Here is a 21,298-nt window from a genome sequence, read left to right on the forward strand (position 1 = left end):
ATCAACCCATGCGTAACAACCAGCCGATTACCCAGAGAGAACGGACTTTCCCTGCCCAGCAGCGGTTGATCTCCACCACCAATGCCAAAGGTGTGATCACTTACTGCAACGATGCCTTCATCGAGATCAGTGGTTTCACCCGCGAAGAACTGACCGGTGCGCCGCACAACCTGGTGCGCCACCCCGACGTACCGCCAGCGGTGTTTGCCCACATGTGGCAAACCCTCAAGCAGGGCCAGCCGTGGATGGGTATCGTCAAGAACCGCTGCAAGTCCGGCGACCACTACTGGGTCAACGCCTATGTCACGCCGATCTTCGACAACAACCAGGTAGTCGGCTTCGAGTCGGTGCGGGTCAAGCCTACCGCCGAGCAGGTCCGCCGCGCCGAGGCGCTGTACCAGCGCATCAACCAGGGCAAGCCGCCGGTACCACGCCGGGACAAGTGGCTGCCGGTGCTGCAGGACTGGTTGCCGTTCATCCTGATCAGCCAGGTGGGCTTCCTGATCGGCAACTGGCTGGGCCATTCCTGGGGCTTCGCCCTGGCTGCCGGGCTTTCCGTACCGCTGGGCCTGCTGGGCCTGAGCTGGCAGCAACGTGGCCTCAAGCGCCTGCTGCGCCTGGCCGAGCAAACCACCTCCGACCCGCTGATCGCGCAGATGTACACCGACAGCCGGGGCGTGCAGGCGCGCCTGGAAATGGCCATGCTCAGCCAGGACGCGCGCATGAAAACCTGCCTGACCCGCCTGCAGGACAGCGCCGAACACCTCAGCGAACAGGCGCGCCAGTCTGACGCGCTTGCGCACAAGAGCTCTTCGGGCCTGGAGCGCCAGCGAGTGGAGACCGAGCAGGTTGCCGCTGCGGTCAACCAGATGGCCGCCACCACCCAGGAAGTGGCCAACCACGTGCAGCGCACCGCCGATGCCACCCAGGAAGCCAACCGCCTGACCAGCCAGGGCCGTCAGATTGCCGGTGAAACCCGCGAGGCCATCGAGCGCCTGTCGGCGGCGGTGGGCGAAACCGGCCAGACGGTGACGCAACTGGCCAAGGACAGCGACGAGATTGGTGGCGTGGTCGATGTGATCAAGGGCATCGCCGACCAGACTAACCTGCTGGCGCTGAACGCGGCGATCGAAGCGGCACGTGCCGGTGAAATGGGCCGAGGCTTTGCCGTGGTGGCCGACGAAGTGCGCCAGCTGGCCCAGCGCACTGCCGAATCCACCGGGCAGATCCACGGCCTGATCGCCAAGCTGCAACAAACCGCCAGCAATGCCGTACTGACCATGGAAACCGGCCATCGCCAGGCGCAGGAAGGCGTCGACCGTGTGATGCAGGCCGACGAGGCGCTGGTGGGTATCAGTGAAGCGGTGGCCAACATCACCGACATGGCCACCCAGATTGCTGCAGCGACCGAAGAGCAGACTGCAGTGGCTGACGAGATCAGCCGCAACATCAGCACCATCGCCGACCTGGCCGACCAGACTGCCGAACAGGCCCAGCACTCGGCGCTGCTCAGCGAAGAGCTGACCAGTACGGCGGGTACCCAGTACTCGCTGGTGGAGCGGTTCAACCGCTAGGGCCCTGTAGGAGCGGCCTTGTGTCGCGATGGGCCGCGAAGCGGCCCCTGGAGTTCAGCGGTGATGCAAAAAATGCCGGGGCCGCTTCGCGGCCCATCGCGACACAAGGCCGCTCCTACAACGACCCCGTCCAGACTACCAATCCAGCTGCAAACAGCTCTCGAAGTAGCGTTCTTCCCCGCTCAGCGGGTCTGCAAAGCGCAGGCTCTGCGCCAGCAACTTCAGCGGCCGCTGGTAGTCGTCCTCGTCGTTGAGAAGCTGCGGATAGAACGGGTCATTGCAGATCCCCGCCCCCAGCGCCGCCATGTGCACGCGCAACTGATGGGTCTTGCCAGTTACCGGCGACAGCCCATAACGCCAGAGCTCGCCATTCTTCTCCAGCACTTCGGCCAGGGTTTCGCTGTTGGCCTCCCCCTCTACCTCGTGCATGCGGAAAAACGGCTCGCCATGTACCAGGCGACTTTTGTGCACCAGCGGGAAATCGTGCTGCGGCATGGCCGCCGCAATTGCCTGGTAGCGCTTGTCGATGCGTCGTTCGGGGAACAGCCGCTGGTAGGCACTGCGGCTCTGCGGGTTGGCGGAAAACAGCACAAGCCCGGCGGTATGCCGGTCGATACGGTGCAACGGCACCAGATGCGGGTTGCCCAGGCGGCGGATCAGGCGGCGCAGCAAGGTCTGTTCGACGTATTCACCAGTCGGCGTCACAGGCAGGAAATGCGGCTTGTCGGCTACCACCAGGTGCTCATCCACATGCAGTATGGCCTCCTGCACCGGGATCGGCCGCTCGTTCGGCACCTCACGGAAGTAGTGCAATCGCATACCGCGCTTGTAAGGCAGTTCGGCGGAAACCGCCCGCCCTTCGGCATCAAGCACCCGGCCACGGGCAAAACGATCGAGCCACTGGGCGCGGTCGATGGCCTTGAAATGGTCACACAGGCAGTCGAGCACCGTCGCCCAGTTACCGGGGGGCAGGCACACCGTGCTGGCTTGCTGGCGGGCGGGGTCGAAAGGCGTGGTCATGGCAGGGCTCGAAACGTTCACGGCCGCGCATTATCCCCCAAGCCCGCGCCCTCAACCAGCCTGGGCAATGGCCTCGCAGCGATCCCTCAGCCAGCGCAACACCTGCACCGGCTCCCAGCGCCCAGGGTCGTAGAGGGCATACAGCAACCCCTGATACCCCACCACATCCAGCCCGCGGTGATAGCCGGCACGCTGGAACAGGGCCTCGATCTCGGCGAAGCAGGTATTGAAGTGGACCTTGCCGAACGGCGTGCGGTCGTCGGTCACCAGGCCTTCGAGGCGCAGTTCCAGAACAGCGTCGGCCACCCGCTCGACAGGCATGCGGTTGACGCTGTACTTGAGTTGCTCGACATTGAGCATGGCTTCACCTCGACACTGTATTTATATACAGCATACGAATATCCCCTTGCCGCCGTCAATGCGCTTCATTGCAGGCCCGGCAGATAGCCGGTGCCTTTACGGATGGTCAACACCTGGCGCCGAGGGACGCCGCGCGACACGGCCAGGTGCACCCAGTCATCGAATTCGAGGATCAGCTGGTCGAAGGGGATGGTGCTTTCGCTGATCCGTCGCACAACCTCGCGCGGGGTCACTTCAATCACCGTGAAATCAGCCGCCAGCCCCTGCAGATGCTTGCTCGTCAGCGTCCCGCCAATACGCTGGTTGACTGCGGGGCTGCGATAGCCACTGCTGACGATGACCGGTGCGCCGAACAGCGCGCGCACCTGCTCCAGTGCATTGCACAGCAACTGCAGGTTGGCACGCGCCTCGGCTGGAGGATTGTTGTCGAGCCCTTCCCTGGCGGCGAGCTGCGAAACAGTCATTTCATCGAGGGTGAAATGGGGGGTAATGCGCATGGCTGGATTCCTGATGACCGGTGAAGGATGCCGGCCTCAACGTGCCGGCAGCGGATCATCACAACGCTGCACACCCCATGGAGCAGGGACAGACCTCCCCTTGCGCAATTACTGCGCGAGAAACGCCACCACCTGTTCGGCATCGAACGGCCAGTGCAGCTCGGCGCCGTTGTCACAACGGCGCAGCACCGGAATGATCAGGCCATAGCGTTCGAACAGAGTTTCGTTCTCGGCAATGTCGACCAGTTCCACCAGCAGGCCATGATCGACGAAGGGCATCAGCACGGCCTCGGCCACTTCACACAGGTGGCAGCCGAGGGTGCCGAACAGTTGGCATTCAGGCAGCATGGGGGCAAGTCCGCTTTGGCAGAGAGAAACCTATTCTAGGTCCGTCCTGCCCACAGTGCACCTGACCTGGCTCAATCCTGGCTGGTGGCGCCGATACGGTGTAGCGACAGGTCCGCGCCCTGGAACTCCTGCTCATGGCTCAAGCGCAGCCCATGCAGCGCGCGGATTGCACCATACACGGCAAAACCGCCGGCCAATGCCACCACCACGCCCATCAGGCTGCCCAGCAATTGGCTGACCAGGCTGACACCGCCCATGCCACCCAGCACCTCCTGGCCGAAGATGCCGCAGGCCATGCCACCCCATACGCCGCACAGGCCATGCAACGGCCACACACCCAGCACATCGTCGATCTTCCAGCGGTTCTGCGCCGCGGTGAAGGTCCAGACGAACAGCGCCCCCGCCACCAGGCCGGTGGCCAGCGCACCAATCGGGTGCATCAGGTCGGAACCGGCACAAACCGCCACCAGCCCGGCCAGCGGCCCGTTATGCAGGAAGCCCGGGTCGTTACGCCCGGCCAGCAAGGCCGACAGGGTGCCACCGACCATGGCCATCAGCGAGTTGATCGCCACCAGGCCGCTGACACCTTGCAGGGTCTGGGCACTCATGACGTTGAAGCCGAACCAGCCGATGATCAGGATCCACGACCCCAATGCCAAAAAGGGAATGCTCGACGGGGCAAACGCCACCAACCGGCCATCGCGGTAGCGCCCACGGCGCGCGCCCAGCAGCAACACCGCCGCCAGCGCCAGCCAGCCGCCCATGGCATGCACCACCACCGAGCCGGCAAAATCATGGAACGGCGCGCCGAAGCGTGCCTGCAACCAGGCCTGGACGCCCAGGTTGCCGTTCCACACCACGCCCTCGAAGAACGGGTAGATGAACGCTACGATCAATGCCGTGGCACACAGCTGCGGCACAAATCGCGCCCGCTCTGCGATGCCCCCGGAGATGATTGCCGGGATCGCCGCAGCGAAGGTCAGCAGGAAGAAGCACTTGACCAGCGCATAGCCATGGTCGGCCGCCAACGCTGCCGCCGGCTGGAAGAAGCTGACCCCGTAGGCGATCCAGTAGCCGATGAAGAAGTACACCAATGCCGAAATAGCGAAGTCGCTGAGAATCTTCGACAAGGCGTTGACCTGGTTCTTGTGGCGTACAGTGCCCACTTCGAGAAACGCGAAGCCGGCATGCATGGCCAGCACCAGGATGGCGCCCATGAGAATGAACAGGGTGTTTGAACCGTGGACCAGAGAGTCCATCGCGCTGTGCATGTTTTCCATGAAATAGGCAGACCTGCTGAAAAAGGCACCAGGACAGTTCAAGAACCTGCATCCCTGCACCGAATCGGTGCCAGCTCCCTGCCCCGTTTCGGTGAACCGGGCGGAGCCTGCTTGGTTTTTTCTTGGGTTTGTCGTGGATTGAGTTAAGGTTTATCGGTATCCGCTGCGCTGACGCCCTGAATCGGCGCAATACCCGACCAGGGCGCCCCGCAACGTGGCAAAGCCTTAGCAAGGCCCATACCAGCGCCGGTACTTGAACCTTCCGCGCGTGCTATTACTCGAACTACCAACACTCATCGACAGGGAGATACCCATGGCCAGCAAATCGGCAAAGACTGCACAAGAGATATTGATGGCTGACTTCCAGGCACTGGTCCGCGACACCGAGAAGCTGCTGGCCGACACTGCCAACCTGGCAGGCGACCAGGCTGACGAGTTGCGTGAACAGATCCACGACCGCCTGACCCAGGCCCGCGAAACCCTGCAACTGACCCAGGACTCGGTGCGGGAACGCGGCCAGGCAGCATTGAGCAGTGCCGAACAGTACGTGCAGGAAAAACCGTGGCAGGCGATCGGCATTGCCGCTGGTGTCGGCCTGTTGATCGGCCTGCTGGCCAACCGGCGCTGAGGGGTTTCCATGGAGAACGACGCCAACGGCGCCAGCGCCTCGGGCAAACGCCTGGGGGCGGCTGCCCTGGGGCTGCTGCACAGCCACATCGAACTGTTCGGCATCGAATTGCAGGAGCAGAAGGGCCGCACCTTGAGCCTGCTGCTGTTCGCCGGCCTCGCCCTGGTGTTCGCCCTGCTTCTGCTGACGGCGTTGTCCGGGCTGTTGCTGGTGCTGCTGTGGGATAGCTATCGCCTGGCCGGCATCATCGGCCTGTGCGTGTTCTACGGCATAGCCGCGCTGTATTGCGGCTTGCGCCTGAAGGCCGCGGTGTTCGACGAGTCGTCGCCCTTCGGCGCCACCCTTGAGGAACTTGCCAAGGACCGGGAGCGCCTGTTGCCATGAGCCTGCCAGAACTGCCAAACACCCGTAACCCGCGGGAACTGCGCAAGGCGCTGCTGCGCCTGCGCATGGAAATGCACCGCCAGGAAATCCGCCACGAGTCCGCGCAGTTGCTTGAGCCACTGCGCCGCGTGCGCGGCATGGGCAGCTCACTGCACGACGGGCTGGGCATCAAGCATGCGCCGCTGTGGGGGATTGGCGCCGTGGTGGCGCTGGGCTTCCTCACCGGCAAGGGCGTGCGCAGCGGCAACCTGGCGCGGCTGTTGCGCCTGGGCACCAGCCTGCTGCCGTTGCTGCGCCTGTACCTGCAAGGCAGCCGCCGCCCCTGACCATCGCAATCCTTGTAGGAGCAGCCTTGTGCTGCGAAGAGGCCGGGAGCGGCAAGGAATTTGTATCGATCAAACGGACCTCTTCGCAGCACAAGGCTGCTCCTACAGGATATGCTGCTGCCTTCGACCTACAGGAGACCGCGCCTTGGACTGGCACACCCTGCTCACCCGCGAACGCCTGGGCAAAGCCCTGTACAGCGCCGATGAACTCGGGCGCAGCCCCTTCCACAAAGACCACGACCGCATCATCTTCTCCGGTGCCTTTCGCCGCCTCGGGCGCAAGACCCAGGTGCACCCGGTTTCGAGCAACGACCATATCCATACACGCCTGACCCACTCGCTGGAAGTCAGCTGCGTCGGCCGCTCGCTGGGCATGCGCGTCGGCGAAACCCTGCGTGACAGCCTGCCGGACTGGTGCGCCCCCAGCGACCTGGGGATGATCGTGCAGTCGGCCTGCCTGGCCCATGACATCGGCAACCCACCGTTCGGCCACTCTGGCGAAGACGCCATCCGGCACTGGTTCCAGCAGGCGGCCGGGCGTGGCTGGCTGGACGACATGAGCGACGACGAGCGCGCCGACTTCCTCAACTTCGAAGGTAACGCCCAAGGCTTTCGCGTACTCACCCAACTGGAGTACCACCAGTTCGACGGCGGTACCCGGCTGACCTATGCCACCCTCGGCACTTACCTGAAGTACCCGTGGAGCGCACGCCACGCCGACGCCCTGGGCTACAAGAAGCACAAGTTCGGCAGTTACCAGAGTGAACTGCCGCTGCTCGAGCAGATCGCCCGCAAGCTCGGCCTGCCGCAACTGGAACACCAGCGCTGGGCGCGCCACCCGCTGGTCTACCTGATGGAGGCTGCAGATGACATCTGCTACGCGCTGATCGACCTGGAAGACGGCCTGGAAATGGAGCTGCTGCAATACGCCGAAGTCGAAGCCCTGCTGCTCGATCTGGTCGGCGATGACCTGCCGGAAACCTACCGCCAGCTCGGCCCTGGCGATTCCCGGCGGCGCAAGCTGGCGATCCTGCGCGGTAAGGCCATCGAGCACCTGACCAACGCTGCCGCCCGTGCCTTCGTCGAGCAGCAGCAGGCCTTGCTGGCCGGGCAGCTGGCGGGCGACCTGGTCGAACACATGCACGGCCCGGCCAAGCGCTGCGTGCTGCAGGCCAAGGACATGGCACGCAACAAGATCTTCCAGGACAAGCGCAAGACCCTGCACGAGATCGGCGCTTACACCACGCTGGAAATCTTGCTGAACACCTTCTGCGGGGCCGCCCTCGAGCAGCACGGTGGACGCACGCCCTCGTTCAAGAGCCGCCGGGTACTGGACCTGATCGGCAACAATGCCCCCGACCCACACGGCTCGCTGCACAGCGCCTTCCTGCGCATGATCGACTTCATCGCGGGGATGACCGACAGCTATGCCAGTGAAATGGCCCGGGAAATGACCGGGCGCTCCAGCCCGACCTGAGCCCTGCCGGTGCAGCCCGGACATCGCCCGTAGCTGCACCGCACATTGTGGGAAACTTCCTACATATACTGGCGACAAGTTAAACGTCACGAATAAAAGTAAATGAAAAGTTACCAATCACGCTTTGACAATGAATTAAACGCGCTTATTTCGTAGCCCGAATTGTTTTATCTTGTAAGCCATTTCCCATATAGGGCTAATAGCCCTTCCTCGCATGCCCGATGACTTTCAACTGCGATAAGGTGCCGCCTGTCACCCTCAATCGCCCGCAGGGAAGTTGAACATGCATTCCATATTTATCGTCGACGACCATCCCGTCATCCGCCTGGCCGTTCGTATGTTGCTGGAAAACCAGAATTACAAGATTGTCGGCGAGTCGGACAACGGCGTGGACGCCATGCAGATGATTCGCGAAGCCGCCCCAGACCTGGTCATCCTCGACATCAGCATCCCCAAACTGGACGGGCTGGAGGTGCTTGCCCGGTTCCAGGCCATGGCCTTGCCCCTGAAGGTACTGGTACTGACCGCGCAATCTCCCGCATTGTTTGCCGTACGCTGCATGCACTCGGGTGCCGCAGGCTATGTGTGCAAGCAGGAGGACCTGAGCGAACTGCTCAGTGCAGTAAAGGCCGTGCTGGCTGGTTACAACTATTTCCCCAGCCAGGCAATCAAGCATAACCAGGCGGTAGATGCCGACCTGCAACTTTTCCGTCAGGTTAATGACCGCGAACTGATGGTGCTGCAACTATTCGCCCAGGGCCGCAGCAACAAGGAAATTGCCAAGGGCATGTTCCTCAGCAGCAAGACCGTCAGTACCTACAAGAAGCGCCTCATGCACAAACTTCAGGTCAATACGCTGGTCGATCTGATTGAAATGGCCAAACGCAACGCGCTGGTCTGAGGGTAGTCATGGCGCACAGTATCGCTCGCCTACTGCTCACCCTGCTCCTGTTCAGCGGCGTGGCACAGGCTACCCATCACGAGGCTTCATCCTATACCTTGCTGGCACGCTCATCGGCCAGGCCGGCATTACCAGCGCTCACGGACGAACAACGGCAATGGCTCGAAGGCCGTCAGGAACTGGTGCTGGGTACCTCGGCACCAGACTACCCGCCGTTCGACATCACCAGTGGGGGCCGCGACTACCAGGGCCTTACCGCCGAGTACGCAAGCCTGATCGGCAAGGCCCTGCAGTTGCCCGTGCGGGTGCTGCGCTTTTCCAGCCGGCAAGCGGCGGTCGAGGCGCTCCGGCAGGGCGATATCGACCTCCTTGGCAGCTCCAACGGCTACGAAGCGGCCAGCGATGGCCTGGCCCTGTCGGCCCCCTATGCCATCGACCAACCGGTGCTGGTAACGCGCGAGGACGAAAGCCGGGCGCTGGACACGGGCCTGGGCGGCATGCGCCTGGGCATGCTCTACCATTACCTGCCCCGGCAGGAGGTGAACAGCGCCTACCCCAAGGCCGAGCTTCTGGCCTTCGGCTCGTCCAGCCAGGCCCTGAGTGCCGTGGCGTTCGGCCAGGCCGACGTGTTCATCGGTGATACCATTTCCACCCACTACCAGCTCAATCGCGGCCACCTGCCGCGCCTGCGCATGGCCAGTTTCGGCAAGCACGAGGCCATCGGCTTCGGTTTTGCCCTGCGCCGCGAGGACAGGGTCCTGATGGATCTGGTGAACGCCACCCTGGACAGACAGACCTCGGCCATACGCGCCAGCATCTTCAAGCGCTGGAGTGCTGGTAGCGACCTGCTGCTGACCGACCGCAAGCTGCAACTGACCGACACCGAAGAACAATGGCTGAAAGAACACCCGGTGATGCGCGTTGCAATCGATGACACCGCTGCACCGGTTTCCTATTTCGACGGCTCGGGGCATTTTCGCGGCATCACCGCCGACCTGCTCGAGCTCCTTCGCCTGCGCACCGGCTTGCGCTTCGAAGTGCAGCGCGCCAGCGGCCTTGCCGACATGATTGCCCGCCTCAAGGATGGCCGCGCCGATGTCATTGCCGCACTGGCCAGCGGCGGGATGAACGAAGACGACCTGCAAATCAGCCAACCCTACCTGGAAAGCGCCTATGTGCTGGTCAGCCGCAAGGACAAACAACCCTTCACCTCGCTGGAACAGCTGCAGGGTCATCGCATCGCCATTACCCGCTACAGTGCCATGGACGCCATGCTGTCGCGGCACTATCCGCAAATCGGCTGGGTCGAGACCGAAAGCTCGTTCTATTCCATGGCGTTGCTCAACAGTGGTGCCGTCGATGCGGTGATCACCACCTTGATCGACGCCAACCACGCCCTGGCTGGCAATCCCGAACTGGTCATCCGGGCCACCGTCGGCAGCGAACCCGCCACCTTCGCCATGGCCACCAGCGCCCCGTCACAAGCGCTGGTGTCGATCCTCGACAAGGCGCTGCTGAGCATCTCGCCGGAAGAACTGGGGGTCATCAACAACCGTTGGCGCGGCTTCAGCCTGCACGAGGATGGCAACGACCACGGCTACCGCCGGCTGGCGATACAGGTGGTACTGGGCACCGCCGTGCTGTTGCTGCTGGCCTTGTTGTGGAATGCCCGCCTGCGCCTGCAGATTCGCCAGCGGCAACGCGCCGAACGGGCGCTGAACGACCAGTTGGCGTTCATGCGCGCCCTCCTCAACGGCACGCCCCACCCCATGTACGTGCGTGATCGCGAGGGCCGACTGCAAAGCTGCAACTACAGCTACCTGGAAGCCGTGCAGGCCCGCTCCGAGGAGGTCATCGGCAAAAACCTGGAGGGGAGCCTGTTCGCCGATTACGAGCAGACCCGGCAGATCCACGCCGATTATCTGAAGGTGATGGCCGAAGGCTCGCCGCTGATCATGGACCGGCCACTTCGGATCCAGGGCCGGGAGATGACCATCTACCACTGGATTCTGCCGTACCGCGACTCACTGGGTGAGGTGCAGGGCATCATCGGTGGCTGGATCGACATCAGCGAGCGCCGCCATCTGGTCATGGAGCTGCGCCAGGCCAAGCAGCAGGCCGATGATGCGAACCGCGCCAAAAGCACGTTCCTGGCCACCATCAGCCACGAAATCCGCACCCCGATGAATGCCGTCATCGGCATGCTCGAGCTGGCAGTCAAGCGCGCCGACCAAGGCCGTGTAGACCGCTGTGCGCTGGAGCTGGCCCACCATTCGGCCAAGGACCTGCTGGGCCTGATCGGCGATATCCTCGACATTGTGCGCATCGAGTCCGGGCATTTGTCCCTCGCCCCGGAGGCCGTTGACCTGGCGGCCTTGGTCGAGTCGGTGGGGCGCATTTTCGAGGGCCAGGCCCGGCAGAAAGGCCTGGCCCTGGAGGTGATCATCGCACCGGCCGCCCGCTGCCATGCCCTGCTCGACCCCCTGCGTTTCAAGCAAGTCCTGTCCAACCTGGTAAGCAACGCCATCAAGTTCACCGAGCATGGCCAGGTGCGCATATGCGTCGGCCTGGTGGACGACGGCAGCACTACCCCCGCAGTGCTGGACCTGGAAGTGCGCGACAGTGGCATCGGTATCCACGCCGACGACCTGCAGCGCCTGTTCAACCCGTTCATCCAGGCCAACCCGCATAGCCAGAGCGCCCGTGCAGGTACCGGGCTGGGCCTGGCCATCTGTCGCAACCTGTGCGAGATGATGGGCGGCAGCCTGACCATAAAGAGCCTGGAGGATGTCGGCACCCAGGTGCGCCTGAAGATGCCGCTGCAGCGGGTTGACGCAGCAGCGCAGCCGGCCCCGCTGATCGAAAACCTCGACGTGCCCGACCCACGGCTGAGCGTGCTGGTGATCGACGACCACCCGGCCAACCTGCAACTGATGGCACAGCAGCTTGGCTACCTGGGGCTTGAGCACACCAGCGCCCAAGACGGTCGCGAAGGCCTGGCTACCTGGCGGGCGGGCGACTTCGATGTGCTGGTGCTCGACTGCAACATGCCGCACATGAACGGTTACCAGCTGGCCACTGCCGTACGTACCGAGGAACGCCATGGCAAGCGGCAGCGCTGCACCATTCTCGGCTACACCGCCAACGCACAGCCGGAGGTACGCCGCAAGTGCCTGAGCGCCGGCATGGACGACTGCCTGCTCAAGCCCATCAGCCTGGGCACGCTCAGCCAGCGTCTTGCCAGTATCCGCCCACGCCGCCAGCAGAAACCGCGCCGCAAGCTCTATAACCTGGACGGCCTGGCGACGGTGGTCGGGCATGACCCGAACGATCGCCAGCGTTTCCTGCAGGCGTTGCAGCAGAGCCTGCAGGCCGACCTGGCCACCTTGATGGCATTGCATCCGCAGCATGACAGCAATGCCATTGCCGAACAGGCGCACAAGGTGCTCAGTGCCGCGCGGATGCTGGAAGCCCCCGAGCTGATGAAAGCTTGCGAAGCCCTCGAGGCAAGCGGCTTGCCTACCCCCCAGTTACGCCTGCGGCGCCAGGCACTGGCGCGGCATATGTGCCGGGTAGAACGTGCCCTGGCCAGGGAACTGGCCACAGGTACCTGCACACAGGCAGGCAGCCAGGCGTGTTAACTGGTAGACTGCGCGGCGTTATTACCTAAGAGGATTGTTTCATGGCCACAAACCGCTCCCGTCGTCTGCGCAAGAAGCTGTGTGTCGACGAGTTTCAGGAATTGGGCTTCGAGCTGAACCTGGAATTCAAGGAAGATCTGGATGACCAGGCAATCGATGCTTTCCTCGACGCGTTCCTGGCAGAAGCCATGGACGCCAATGGCCTGGACTATGTAGGCGGTGACGATTTCGGCCTGGTGTGCTCGGTCAAACGCGGCTCGGTCAGCGAAGAACAGCGTGCAGCCGTTGAAGCCTGGCTCAAAGGCCGTAGCGAACTGACCAAGATCGAGGTCAGCCCGCTGCTGGACGCCTGGTACCCGGAAAAGCCGATCAACAAGGCCGAGTAATACCGGCCCGGCTCGATCGCTGAAAAGGCCACCCTCAGGGGTGGCCTTTTTTATTGGGGGTGCTTTTCCGTCGAACGTGGCGCATCGTCGCTGCGCTTGGGGCATAATGCGTATTCTTTCACCCTGGGGCCATCATTCCTTACAGCCCCAATGCCCTTTTCCCTCGCCGTAGGGTATTTATCGATCATGATCAAAACGCTTCGTCCCCTCGTTCTTGCCGGCCTGCTGTTGCCACTCGCCCTGCCCAGCCAGGCCGCCGCCGTCAACACCACGCTGCCTGCCAAGGTGCAGCAGGCCCTCAAGGCCAACAAGCTGCAGGATTCTGCCCTGTCGCTGGTGATGCTGCCGCTTGACGGCCCCGGCACACCGACCATGTTCAATGCCGATGTCTCGGTCAACCCGGCCTCGACCATGAAGCTGGTCACCACCTACGCCGCCCTCGAACTGCTCGGCCCGACCTTCCAGTGGAAAACCGAGTTCTACACCGACGGCACCCTGAGCAACGGTGTACTCAACGGTAACCTGTACCTCAAAGGTGGCGGCGACCCGAAACTGAACATGGAAAAGCTGTGGCTGCTGATGCGTGACCTGCGCGCCAATGGCGTGCGCACCATCACCGGCGACCTGGTGCTGGACCGCAGCCACTTCGTGCAGCCCAACCTGCCGCAGTTCAACGACGACGGTGGCGATGAGAACAAGCCGTTCCTGGTCAAGCCCGACTCGCTGCTGGTCAACCTCAAGGCCCTGCGCTTCGTGGCCCGCAACGATGGCGGCAAGGTCACCATCGCGGTCGAACCGCCGATTGCCAGCATCCGTATCGACAACCAGGTCAAGGCGGTGGCCTCCAAACAGTGCTCGGGTGACGTGCGTTACAACCCGGTGCAGCAGGCCGATGGCATCAGCGTAACGGTCAGCGGCCAGCTGGGTGACGGCTGCAACTCGCAGACCTACCTGTCGCTGCTCGACCACCAAACCTACGCCGCCGGTGCCGTGCGCGCGATCTGGAACGAGCTGGGTGGCAGCATCCAGGGTAGCGACCGCTTCGAGAACGTGCCCAAGGGCGCTCGCCTGCTGGCCCGTGCCTTCTCGCCAGACCTGGTGGAAGTGATCCGCGACATCAACAAGTACAGCAACAACACCATGGCCCAGCAGCTGTTCCTGAGCCTTGGCGCGCAGTTCCGCACCGATGCCGACGGTGACGACGCCCGCGCCGCCCAGCGCGTGGTGCGCCAGTGGCTGGCGAAGAAGGGCATTACCGCGCCGCACCTGGTGATGGAAAACGGTTCCGGCCTGTCGCGTGCCGAACGGGTCAGCACCCGGGAGATGGCCGCGATGCTGCAGGCTGCCTGGAAGAGCCCTTATGCTGCCGAGTTCATGAGCTCGATGCCGCTGGTGGGTATGGATGGCACCATGCGCAAGCGCCTGAAGCGTACCGCCATGACCGGCGAAGGGCACATCAAGACTGGCACGCTGAATACCGTGCGGGCAATTGCCGGCTTCAGCCGCGACAGCAACGGCCATACCTGGGCGGTGGCGGCGATCCTCAACGATCCGAAACCCTGGGGCGCCTCGCAGGTGCTCGACCAGGTGCTGCTGGACCTGTACCGCCAGCCGAAACTGGCCGGCAGCACTGCGGCCAACTGATCGTTAGCCGGTACCGGCCTCTTCGCGGCTAAAGCCGCTCCTACATGTACAGTGCAGGGTTCAAGACCTGTGATGTCCCTGTGGGAGCGGCTTTAGCCGCGAACGGGCCGGCATTGGCAACTGAAAGCTGTCAGGCCAACTCCCCCTCTACCCGGTCCCGCCCGGCCTGCTTGGCCGCATACACGCCTGCATCGGCCCGCAACAGCAAGGCATCGGCCCCTTCCCCCGGTCGCCAACCCGCCACACCAAAACTCGCGGTCACCCTGCCCACGCCTTCCACCGGCACATTGCGCACCCCATGCCACAGTTCCAGCGCCAGCAGCCGCGCCTGCTCGGCATCGCTCCCCGGGCACAGCACCATGAATTCCTCGCCGCCCAACCGGCAGAAAACATCGGTACGGCGCAAACGCTGGCTGATACGCAGGCACAGGCTGCGCAGCACGCGATCGCCGACAGCATGGCCAAAATGGTCGTTGATGCGCTTGAAGTGATCGATATCGAGCATGATGACCGCCAGTGCCTGACCATCGCGCTGGGCCCGTTCCAGCTCGAGCTTGAGCCGCTCCTGAAAGTAACGGCGATTATGGATGCCGGTCAGCGAATCGGTCACCGACAGCGCCCGCAACTCTTCCTCCACACCCTTGAGGTCGGAGATATCGGTCAGGTAGCCATGCCACAACGTGCAGCCCTGCTCGCCCACCTCCGGTGTCGCCTCGCCACGCACCCAACGCAGCCCGGCACGCGGCAGGCAGACCCGATATTCTTCAAGCCAGGGCGACAGGTGTTCGGCCGAGTAACGCACCGAGCGGCGCACGCGCTCGAGGTCATCCGGGTGGATGCGCTCGAACACCGCCGTGGCATCCTCGCGCAATTGCTGCAGATCGACTTCGTAGATGTCGTACAGGCCCTTGCTGGCGTACGGAAAACAGGAATGGCCGTTGCCATCCAGGCGGTACTGGTAGATGCCACCCGGCACCTCGGCACTGAGTTTTTCCAGAAGGCGGTCACGCGCCGCCAGCGCCTCATGCACCCGACGCCGTTCAGTGACATCGATGCAGATCGCCAGGTAACCGATCCATAACCCCTGTTCATCGAGCATGGCGGTGACCAGCATGTTGGCCACCAGTTGGCTGCCATCGGCGCGCAACAAGGTCCACTCCCCCGGCTCGGCACCATGCTCCTGCACCGTTTCGGCAAACATGGCCTGGCCACCTGCAATCGGCCGGCCGAAACGCAGGCTCAAGGCATGGGCACGCAGGCTCAACTCCTCGGGCAACACCAGGTCCTCCAGGCGCAGCTTGCCGATTGCCTCGCTGGCCGGGTAACCGAGCATGCGCTCGGCACCGGCGTTGAAGGTGCTGACCAAGCCCTTGAGGTTGGTGGCGATGATCGCCACCTGGGTTGCGGCATCCAGCACGCTGCGCAGCTGGTTATGGGTACCACGCAGTGACTGCTCGCTGACCCGCAGCTCGGCGGTACGCTGCTCTACCAGGGCCAAGGCGCGCTGGCGCTGGCTGAACAGGCTGTAGAGCAACACACTGAGCAGCAGGCTCAACAAGCCGCCCAGCAGGCTTACCGCCAGCACCGCGGAGGAGCGGTTGGCGCGCACGAAGGCCAGGCTCGGCCGGATACTCAGCTGGAAGTGGTGGTCAGCCAGGTGCAACAACTGGTTGATGGCCAGCGGCAGAGGTGCGACCGGGTTCTGTGAATCGAACATCACCTCAGGGCCATGCAGCCCGGTGGGGTCGACGATACGCACCACCAGGTTATCGTCTGCCGTAACCGGGCGCCCGTCACTGACCAGTTCACGCATGCTCAGCAGGGCCATCACATAGCCCATTGCCGCGCCGCGGGGGTTGGCATCGGAAAACACTGGCGCCACCATCAGCAGGCCACGCGCATCCGAGCTGGTATCGAACATGGGCAGTGGCTCGGACACCGCCATGCTGCCGGGCCCCAGCGCCCGCGCCAGTGCCGCCAAGGGCACTTCCTGGCCGGCGAGGTCCAGACCATAGGGCAGCCCGGGCAATTCACCCGACTGGGTATAGAGTACCGGGAAGTAATGGTCGCGCTGGGGGGATGGGTGCCACTGGCCTTGTTCATCCTGGTCGCGGATCACATAGCCCGGGCCGAAATGCACACTGGCCTGGCGCTCGAACTCGGCGCGTTGCGCGGCCTCGACACGCGGCGCCCAGGCGTAGGCCAGGGTCCGCTGCAGCAATGGCCGGGCGTAGCCGTCGAACTCGTGTGGGGTGATTTCGTTGGAAAAGCTGAAAAACCGCCGCAGCCCGTCCAGGCGCTGCTGCTGTTCATCAAACCGCTCGGCGATACGGCTGAAACGCTCGCTGGCCAGCAGCTCGAAGCGCTGGCGCAGTTGCTGCTTGTAGAAGGTTTGCGTGGCTAACGCCAGGACGGCCGTCAACAGGCCACCCACGATCAGGGCGACCACGGCCACCGCCCAGGCGGACACTGCCTCTGTGCACAGGCCAAGCAACCGCGCACGCACGCCACCCTTTGACATACACCCATCTCGTCACGTCAGCGTCCTGCGGATTATCTTGCCCTGCCCTCAGTTATAGCTATTGGCCATTAGCCGCGCAATGTACCTCGTCGCCTCAACGAAGCTGCAGACGCCAGGCACGATGGATACGGTTATTGCGCGCGAAGTCCGGGTCCAGGGTCTGGGCCGTGATCTCTTCCACCGCATAACGCGCCATCAGGTGCTCGTCCAACTGGAACTTGCGGAAGTTGTTGGAGAAATACAGCACGCCACCCGGCGCCAGGCGGGCCATGGCCAGGTCCAGCAGTTGCACGTGGTCACGCTGCACATCGAACACGCCTTCCATGCGCTTGGAGTTGGAGAAGGTCGGCGGGTCGATGAAGATCAGGTCATAGCTGTCGCGGTTGCCTTCCAGCCAGGCCATCACATCGCCCTGCTCCAGGCGGTTGCGCTCGGAGAAGCCATTGAGCGCAAGGTTGCGTCGCGCCCAGTCCAGGTAGGTTTTCGACAGGTCGACGCTGGTGGTGCTGCGCGCGCCGCCCTTGGCCGCGTGCACGGTGGCCGTGGCGGTGTAGCAGAACAGGTTGAGGAAGCGTTTGCCGGCTGCTTCGCGCTGGATGCGCATGCGCATCGGGCGATGGTCCAGGAACAGGCCCGTGTCGAGGTAGTCGGTGAGGTTGACCAGCAGCTTTACGCCACCTTCGTTAACTTCCTGGAAGCGGCCTTCGGTCGCCTGGCGCTCGTACTGGCGCGTGCCGCTCTGCCGCTCGCGACGCTTGAGCACCACACGCTGCGGCGAAATGCCCAGGGCCTGCGGGATGGCTGCCAGCGCGTCAAGCAGGCGTGCCTGGGCCTTGTCCGGGTCGACCGAACGTGGCGCGGCGTATTCCTGCACGTGCACCCAGTCCTGGTACAGGTCGACCGCCAGGGCATATTCGGGCATGTCGGCGTCGTACAGGCGGTAGCAATCGACCTGCTCGCGGCGGGCCCACTTGCCCAGTTGCTTGAGGTTTTTCTGCAGGCGGTTGGCGAACATCTGCGCCCCTTCCGACAGGCGCGCCGGCTCGCTGGCCGGTGCTGCCTGCTGGCGGGTTTCCGCGCCTTCAGGCTGCGCCTCGCGGCGCTCGCCGGTAACGAACTGGTCGGGCTGCACCTTGAACAGCAGCAGCTTGCACGGCAAGGCGCCGTTCCAGAACGCGTACTGCTTGTGGCTACGAATACCCATGCGCTTGCCCAGCTGCGGCGCGCCGGTGAACACCGCCGCCTCCCAGCCCATGCAGGCCTGGCGCAGACGCTCGCCGAGGTTCTGGTAGAGGTACAGCAGGCTGGCTTCGTCACCCAGGCGCTCGCCATAGGGCGGGTTGCTGATGACAAGGCCTTTCTGGTTCTGGTCAGGGCGCGGCTCGAAGGTACTGACCTCGCCCTGGTAGATCTTCACCCAGTCGCCCAGGCCGGCACGCTCGACGTTGTTGCGGCCTGGCTGGATCAACCGCGGGTCGGCCTCGTAGCCACGGATCCACAGTGGTGGCTTGGCCAGACCGGCCTGTGCCCGCGCCTGCGCCTCGTCATGCACCTTGCGCCACAATGCCGGTACGTGGCCGAGCCAGGCACTGAAGCCCCAGCGCTCACGCTTGAGGTTGGGCGCGATATCGGCGGCGATCATCGCCGCTTCGACCAGGAAGGTACCCACACCGCACATCGGGTCGGCCAGCGCGCCACCTTCGGCGGCAATGCGCGGCCAGCCGGCGCGGATGAGTACCGCCGCCGCCAGGTTTTCCTTCAGCGGCGCGGCGCCTTGCTGCAGGCGGTAGCCACGCTGGTGCAGGCTGTGCCCGGAAAGGTCGAGCGAGAGAATGGCTTCGCCACGGTCCAGGCGCAGGTGCACGCGCACATCAGGGTCGATCTTTTCCACCGACGGGCGCAGGCCTTCACGGTTGCGCAGCTTGTCGACGATCGCGTCCTTGACCTTCAACGCACCGAAGTGGGTGTTGTCGATGCCCGAGCCATGGCCGCTGAACTCAACCGCCAGGGTGCCGTCGGCTGTCAGGTGATCGGCCCAGTCGACCGCGTGCACGCCGTCGTAGAGGTCGTCGGCGTTCTTCATGGAGAAGCGCTTGAGTACCAGCAGCACCCGGTTGGCCAGGCGTGACCAAAGGCACAGACGGTAGGCGGTTTCCATGTCGGCGGCGCCGCGAATGGCCGAGGTGTGCTCGCGCACGTCATCCAGGCCGAGGCCCCGCGCCTCTTCGGCAAGCAGGCCTTCCAGGCCTTTAGGGCAAGTGAGGTAAAGTTCGAAACGGTCCGACATGAGTAATCCAGCGCCTTGGGCTATTTGACTGACGGGGCGACGCATCGCCCCGCGATGTTTGCCCGCACACCTTTCCAGCAGGCGTGCGGGTGGCCCTTCCCGACACGCGAGCGTGCGATGAAAGGCCGGGCCGCCTGACCGATCTGTGCTTGGCCCAGTGGCAAAGACAGCTTAGATCATCAGGCAGTATGAAAAATTCTGGCGATACCAGGGCCGATGTGACCCTTCGTCGCATTTCAAATTATTTCTGTCATCCGCAAGCAACGCTGGCGAAATGACGTCAATGATCGGCAAACCCTGATCATAGCGGGCTCAACGCTAAACAAGGTTGAGTCGCATTTATTTACTTATCCCCTCACCCTTGGAAAGGTTACGTGCTTATGACAAATCGATCATTCACACCGTGACTCGCATTCGATAGAACTGGTCTCAGGCCACTTCGCAACGAGGTGGCACTTTCAGCTCGCCACGCCGGCAGCGAGCGCACACCGGCAGAAAGACTCTGCCCGGCCTCGGAGAGGCCGACGGGACATTACAGTCAACAAGTGAGGGCAACACCCTATGAGAAGACTTAAGCGTGATCCGTTGGAAAGAGCATATTCACGTGGCTACCAATACGGGGTCACCGGCAAATCCCGCGAACTTTGCCCCTTCAATCTTCCTTCTGTTCGCCAAGCCTGGATCAACGGCTGGCGTGAAGGTCGCGGTGATAACTGGGACGGAATGACTGGCACCGCTGGCATCCATAGACTCAACGAAAATCACGCCGTTGGCTGAACGAGGACACTGAATTCGATTCACCATGCACGCCCTATCCGGGCGGCGGGCGAAGGCCCAGGGGCCCCTTGATGGGGCCCTTTTTTATTGCCGATCAAACCCGTGGCATTGCCGCGATAGCGTCCACCGCCTCGCGAATCAGCGCCGGCCCTTTATAGATGAAGCCGGAGTAGATCTGCACCAGGCTCGCCCCGGCAGCGATCTTCTCGGCGGCATGGCGGCCTTCGGTAATGCCGCCAGCGGCAATGATCGGCAGCTTGCCGCCCAGCTCACCCGCCAGCACCTTGACGATATGGGTGCTCTTTTCCAGCACCGGCGCACCCGACAGGCCACCCGCCTCGCCACCGTACGGCAGGCCTTCGACACCTTCACGGCCCAGCGTGGTATTGGTGGCGATCACCGCATCCATGCCCGACTCGATCAGCGCCGCGGCCACCAGGGCGGTTTCTTCGTCGCTCATGTCCGGGGCAATCTTGATTGCCAGAGGTACGCGCTTGCCATGCGTGCCGGCCAGTTGCTCGCGGCGCACGGCCAGGGCATCGAGCAGTTGCTTGAGCGAATCGCCGAACTGCAGGCTGCGCAGGCCCGGGGTGTTGGGCGAACTGACGTTGACCGTGATGTAACTGGCCTCGGTGTACACCTTGTCCAGGCAGATCAGGTAGTCATCGACGGCACGCTCCACCGGGGTGTCGAAATTCTTGCCGATGTTGATGCCCAACACACCGTTGTAACGCGCAGCCCGTACCCGGCCGAGCAGGTGATCAACGCCCAGGTTGTTGAAGCCCATGCGGTTGATGATGGCCGTTGCCTCTGGCAGGCGGAACAGCCGCGGCTTGGGGTTGCCCGGCTGCGGTCGCGGGGTGACGGTGCCGATTTCGACGAAGCCGAAGCCCAGCTGGGCGAAACCGTCGATGGCCGCACCGTTCTTGTCCAGGCCGGCCGCCAGGCCCACCGGGTTGGCGAAGTTCAAGCCCATGACCGTAACCGGCAAAGCCGCCGGCTGCTTGCACAGCATGCCGTTGAGGCCGAGACGGCCACCGGCGCCGATCATGTCCAGGGACAGGTCGTGGGAGGTTTCCGGGGAAAGCTTGAACAGCAGCTGGCGGGCCAGGGTATACATGGGCGGGCAAGGCTCGGGGTGAATGAGGGGGCGATTATAGCCAGCGTGGGGCCGGCATGACAGCAAATCGTGGGGCTGCTGCGCAGCCCATCGCCGGCAAGCCAGCTCCCACAGGTACAACACAAGG

General features: G+C 63.5%; 18 protein-coding genes. 10 read left to right on the top strand and 8 right to left on the bottom strand.

From position 1 onward, the window contains the following. Positions 1 to 8 precede the first annotated feature (8 nt). Positions 9 to 1,574, top strand: coding sequence for a methyl-accepting chemotaxis protein (locus tag IMX18_RS16230; protein WP_015269510.1), 1,566 nt, complete (start codon positions 9 to 11; stop codon positions 1,572 to 1,574). 135 nt (positions 1,575 to 1,709) lie between these two features. Here the strand turns inward: IMX18_RS16230 and IMX18_RS16235 are convergent, their stop codons facing one another. From IMX18_RS16235 to IMX18_RS16255, 5 genes are all read right to left on the bottom strand, one after another. Next, entirely contained in the window at positions 1,710 to 2,594 is an 885-nt protein-coding gene (locus IMX18_RS16235; RefSeq protein WP_015269509.1) for a pseudouridine synthase, read from the bottom strand. A 51-nt stretch (positions 2,595 to 2,645) separates the two neighbouring features. Further along, positions 2,646 to 2,954, bottom strand: coding sequence for a hypothetical protein (locus IMX18_RS16240; RefSeq protein WP_015269508.1), 309 nt, complete (start codon positions 2,952 to 2,954; stop codon positions 2,646 to 2,648). Positions 2,955 to 3,019: 65 nt separating this feature from the next. Beyond that, positions 3,020 to 3,451, bottom strand: a complete 432-nt coding sequence (locus IMX18_RS16245) for a D-Ala-D-Ala carboxypeptidase family metallohydrolase (protein WP_015269507.1) — start codon at positions 3,449 to 3,451, stop codon at positions 3,020 to 3,022. Between the two features lie 108 nt (positions 3,452 to 3,559). Further along, positions 3,560 to 3,799: a glutaredoxin family protein gene (locus IMX18_RS16250; RefSeq protein WP_004376101.1), complete on the bottom strand. Its 240-nt coding sequence runs from the start codon at positions 3,797 to 3,799 to the stop codon at positions 3,560 to 3,562. Between the two features lie 71 nt (positions 3,800 to 3,870). Further along, complete coding sequence (locus tag IMX18_RS16255) at positions 3,871 to 5,079, bottom strand: ammonium transporter (protein ID WP_015269506.1); 1,209 nt, start codon at positions 5,077 to 5,079, stop codon at positions 3,871 to 3,873. Between the two features lie 313 nt (positions 5,080 to 5,392). Between IMX18_RS16255 and IMX18_RS16260 the strand changes: the two genes are divergently transcribed. The 8 genes from IMX18_RS16260 (at position 5,393) to dacB (ending at position 14,466) form a co-directional block, all read left to right on the top strand. Beyond that, positions 5,393 to 5,707, top strand: a complete 315-nt coding sequence (locus IMX18_RS16260) for an ElaB/YgaM/YqjD family protein (RefSeq protein WP_013971684.1) — start codon at positions 5,393 to 5,395, stop codon at positions 5,705 to 5,707. 9 nt (positions 5,708 to 5,716) lie between these two features. Further along, positions 5,717 to 6,091, top strand: coding sequence for a phage holin family protein (locus tag IMX18_RS16265; protein WP_013971683.1), 375 nt, complete (start codon positions 5,717 to 5,719; stop codon positions 6,089 to 6,091). Further along, on the top strand, positions 6,088 to 6,417 hold the full coding sequence (locus IMX18_RS16270; RefSeq protein WP_013971682.1) for a hypothetical protein: 330 nt from the start codon (positions 6,088 to 6,090) through the stop codon (positions 6,415 to 6,417). Before IMX18_RS16265 ends, IMX18_RS16270 begins: the two co-directional genes overlap by 4 nt. Positions 6,418 to 6,562: 145 nt before the next feature. Then, positions 6,563 to 7,894: a deoxyguanosinetriphosphate triphosphohydrolase gene (locus IMX18_RS16275; protein WP_013971681.1), complete on the top strand. Its 1,332-nt coding sequence runs from the start codon at positions 6,563 to 6,565 to the stop codon at positions 7,892 to 7,894. A 283-nt stretch (positions 7,895 to 8,177) separates the two neighbouring features. After that, positions 8,178 to 8,795: a response regulator transcription factor gene (locus tag IMX18_RS16280; RefSeq protein ID WP_015269505.1), complete on the top strand. Its 618-nt coding sequence runs from the start codon at positions 8,178 to 8,180 to the stop codon at positions 8,793 to 8,795. A gap of 8 nt (positions 8,796 to 8,803) precedes the next feature. Next, positions 8,804 to 12,436, top strand: a complete 3,633-nt coding sequence (locus IMX18_RS16285) for an ATP-binding protein (protein ID WP_054573500.1) — start codon at positions 8,804 to 8,806, stop codon at positions 12,434 to 12,436. Positions 12,437 to 12,477: 41 nt separating this feature from the next. Next, positions 12,478 to 12,822 carry a YggL family protein gene (locus IMX18_RS16290; protein ID WP_004376110.1) on the top strand — a complete coding sequence of 115 codons (345 nt, stop codon included), beginning with the start codon at positions 12,478 to 12,480 and terminating at the stop codon, positions 12,820 to 12,822. Positions 12,823 to 13,008: 186 nt separating this feature from the next. Continuing rightward, the gene (dacB, locus tag IMX18_RS16295) at positions 13,009 to 14,466 is read left to right on the top strand and encodes a D-alanyl-D-alanine carboxypeptidase/D-alanyl-D-alanine endopeptidase (protein WP_137138038.1); all 1,458 of its coding nucleotides are present in this window, start codon (positions 13,009 to 13,011) and stop codon (positions 14,464 to 14,466) included. Positions 14,467 to 14,596: 130 nt separating this feature from the next. On the opposite strand, the gene IMX18_RS16300 is transcribed toward dacB, so the two are convergent. Further along, positions 14,597 to 16,987, bottom strand: coding sequence for a sensor domain-containing diguanylate cyclase (locus IMX18_RS16300; RefSeq protein ID WP_061302863.1), 2,391 nt, complete (start codon positions 16,985 to 16,987; stop codon positions 14,597 to 14,599). 94 nt (positions 16,988 to 17,081) lie between these two features. Next, a complete protein-coding gene (rlmKL, locus tag IMX18_RS16305) occupies positions 17,082 to 19,274 on the bottom strand; it encodes a bifunctional 23S rRNA (guanine(2069)-N(7))-methyltransferase RlmK/23S rRNA (guanine(2445)-N(2))-methyltransferase RlmL (protein WP_015269501.1) in 2,193 nt (730 codons plus the stop codon). Positions 19,275 to 19,835: 561 nt separating this feature from the next. On the opposite strand from rlmKL, the gene rmf reads away from it, so the two are divergent. Then, positions 19,836 to 20,051: a ribosome modulation factor gene (gene rmf / locus IMX18_RS16310; protein ID WP_003248687.1), complete on the top strand. Its 216-nt coding sequence runs from the start codon at positions 19,836 to 19,838 to the stop codon at positions 20,049 to 20,051. Positions 20,052 to 20,145: 94 nt separating this feature from the next. Here the strand turns inward: rmf and IMX18_RS16315 are convergent, their stop codons facing one another. Further along, positions 20,146 to 21,171, bottom strand: coding sequence for a quinone-dependent dihydroorotate dehydrogenase (locus tag IMX18_RS16315; protein ID WP_217190277.1), 1,026 nt, complete (start codon positions 21,169 to 21,171; stop codon positions 20,146 to 20,148). Positions 21,172 to 21,298 lie beyond the last annotated feature (127 nt).

The organism is Pseudomonas shirazica (assembly GCF_015168335.1).
In the GTDB taxonomy this organism is placed as follows: domain Bacteria; phylum Pseudomonadota; class Gammaproteobacteria; order Pseudomonadales; family Pseudomonadaceae; genus Aquipseudomonas; species Aquipseudomonas asiatica.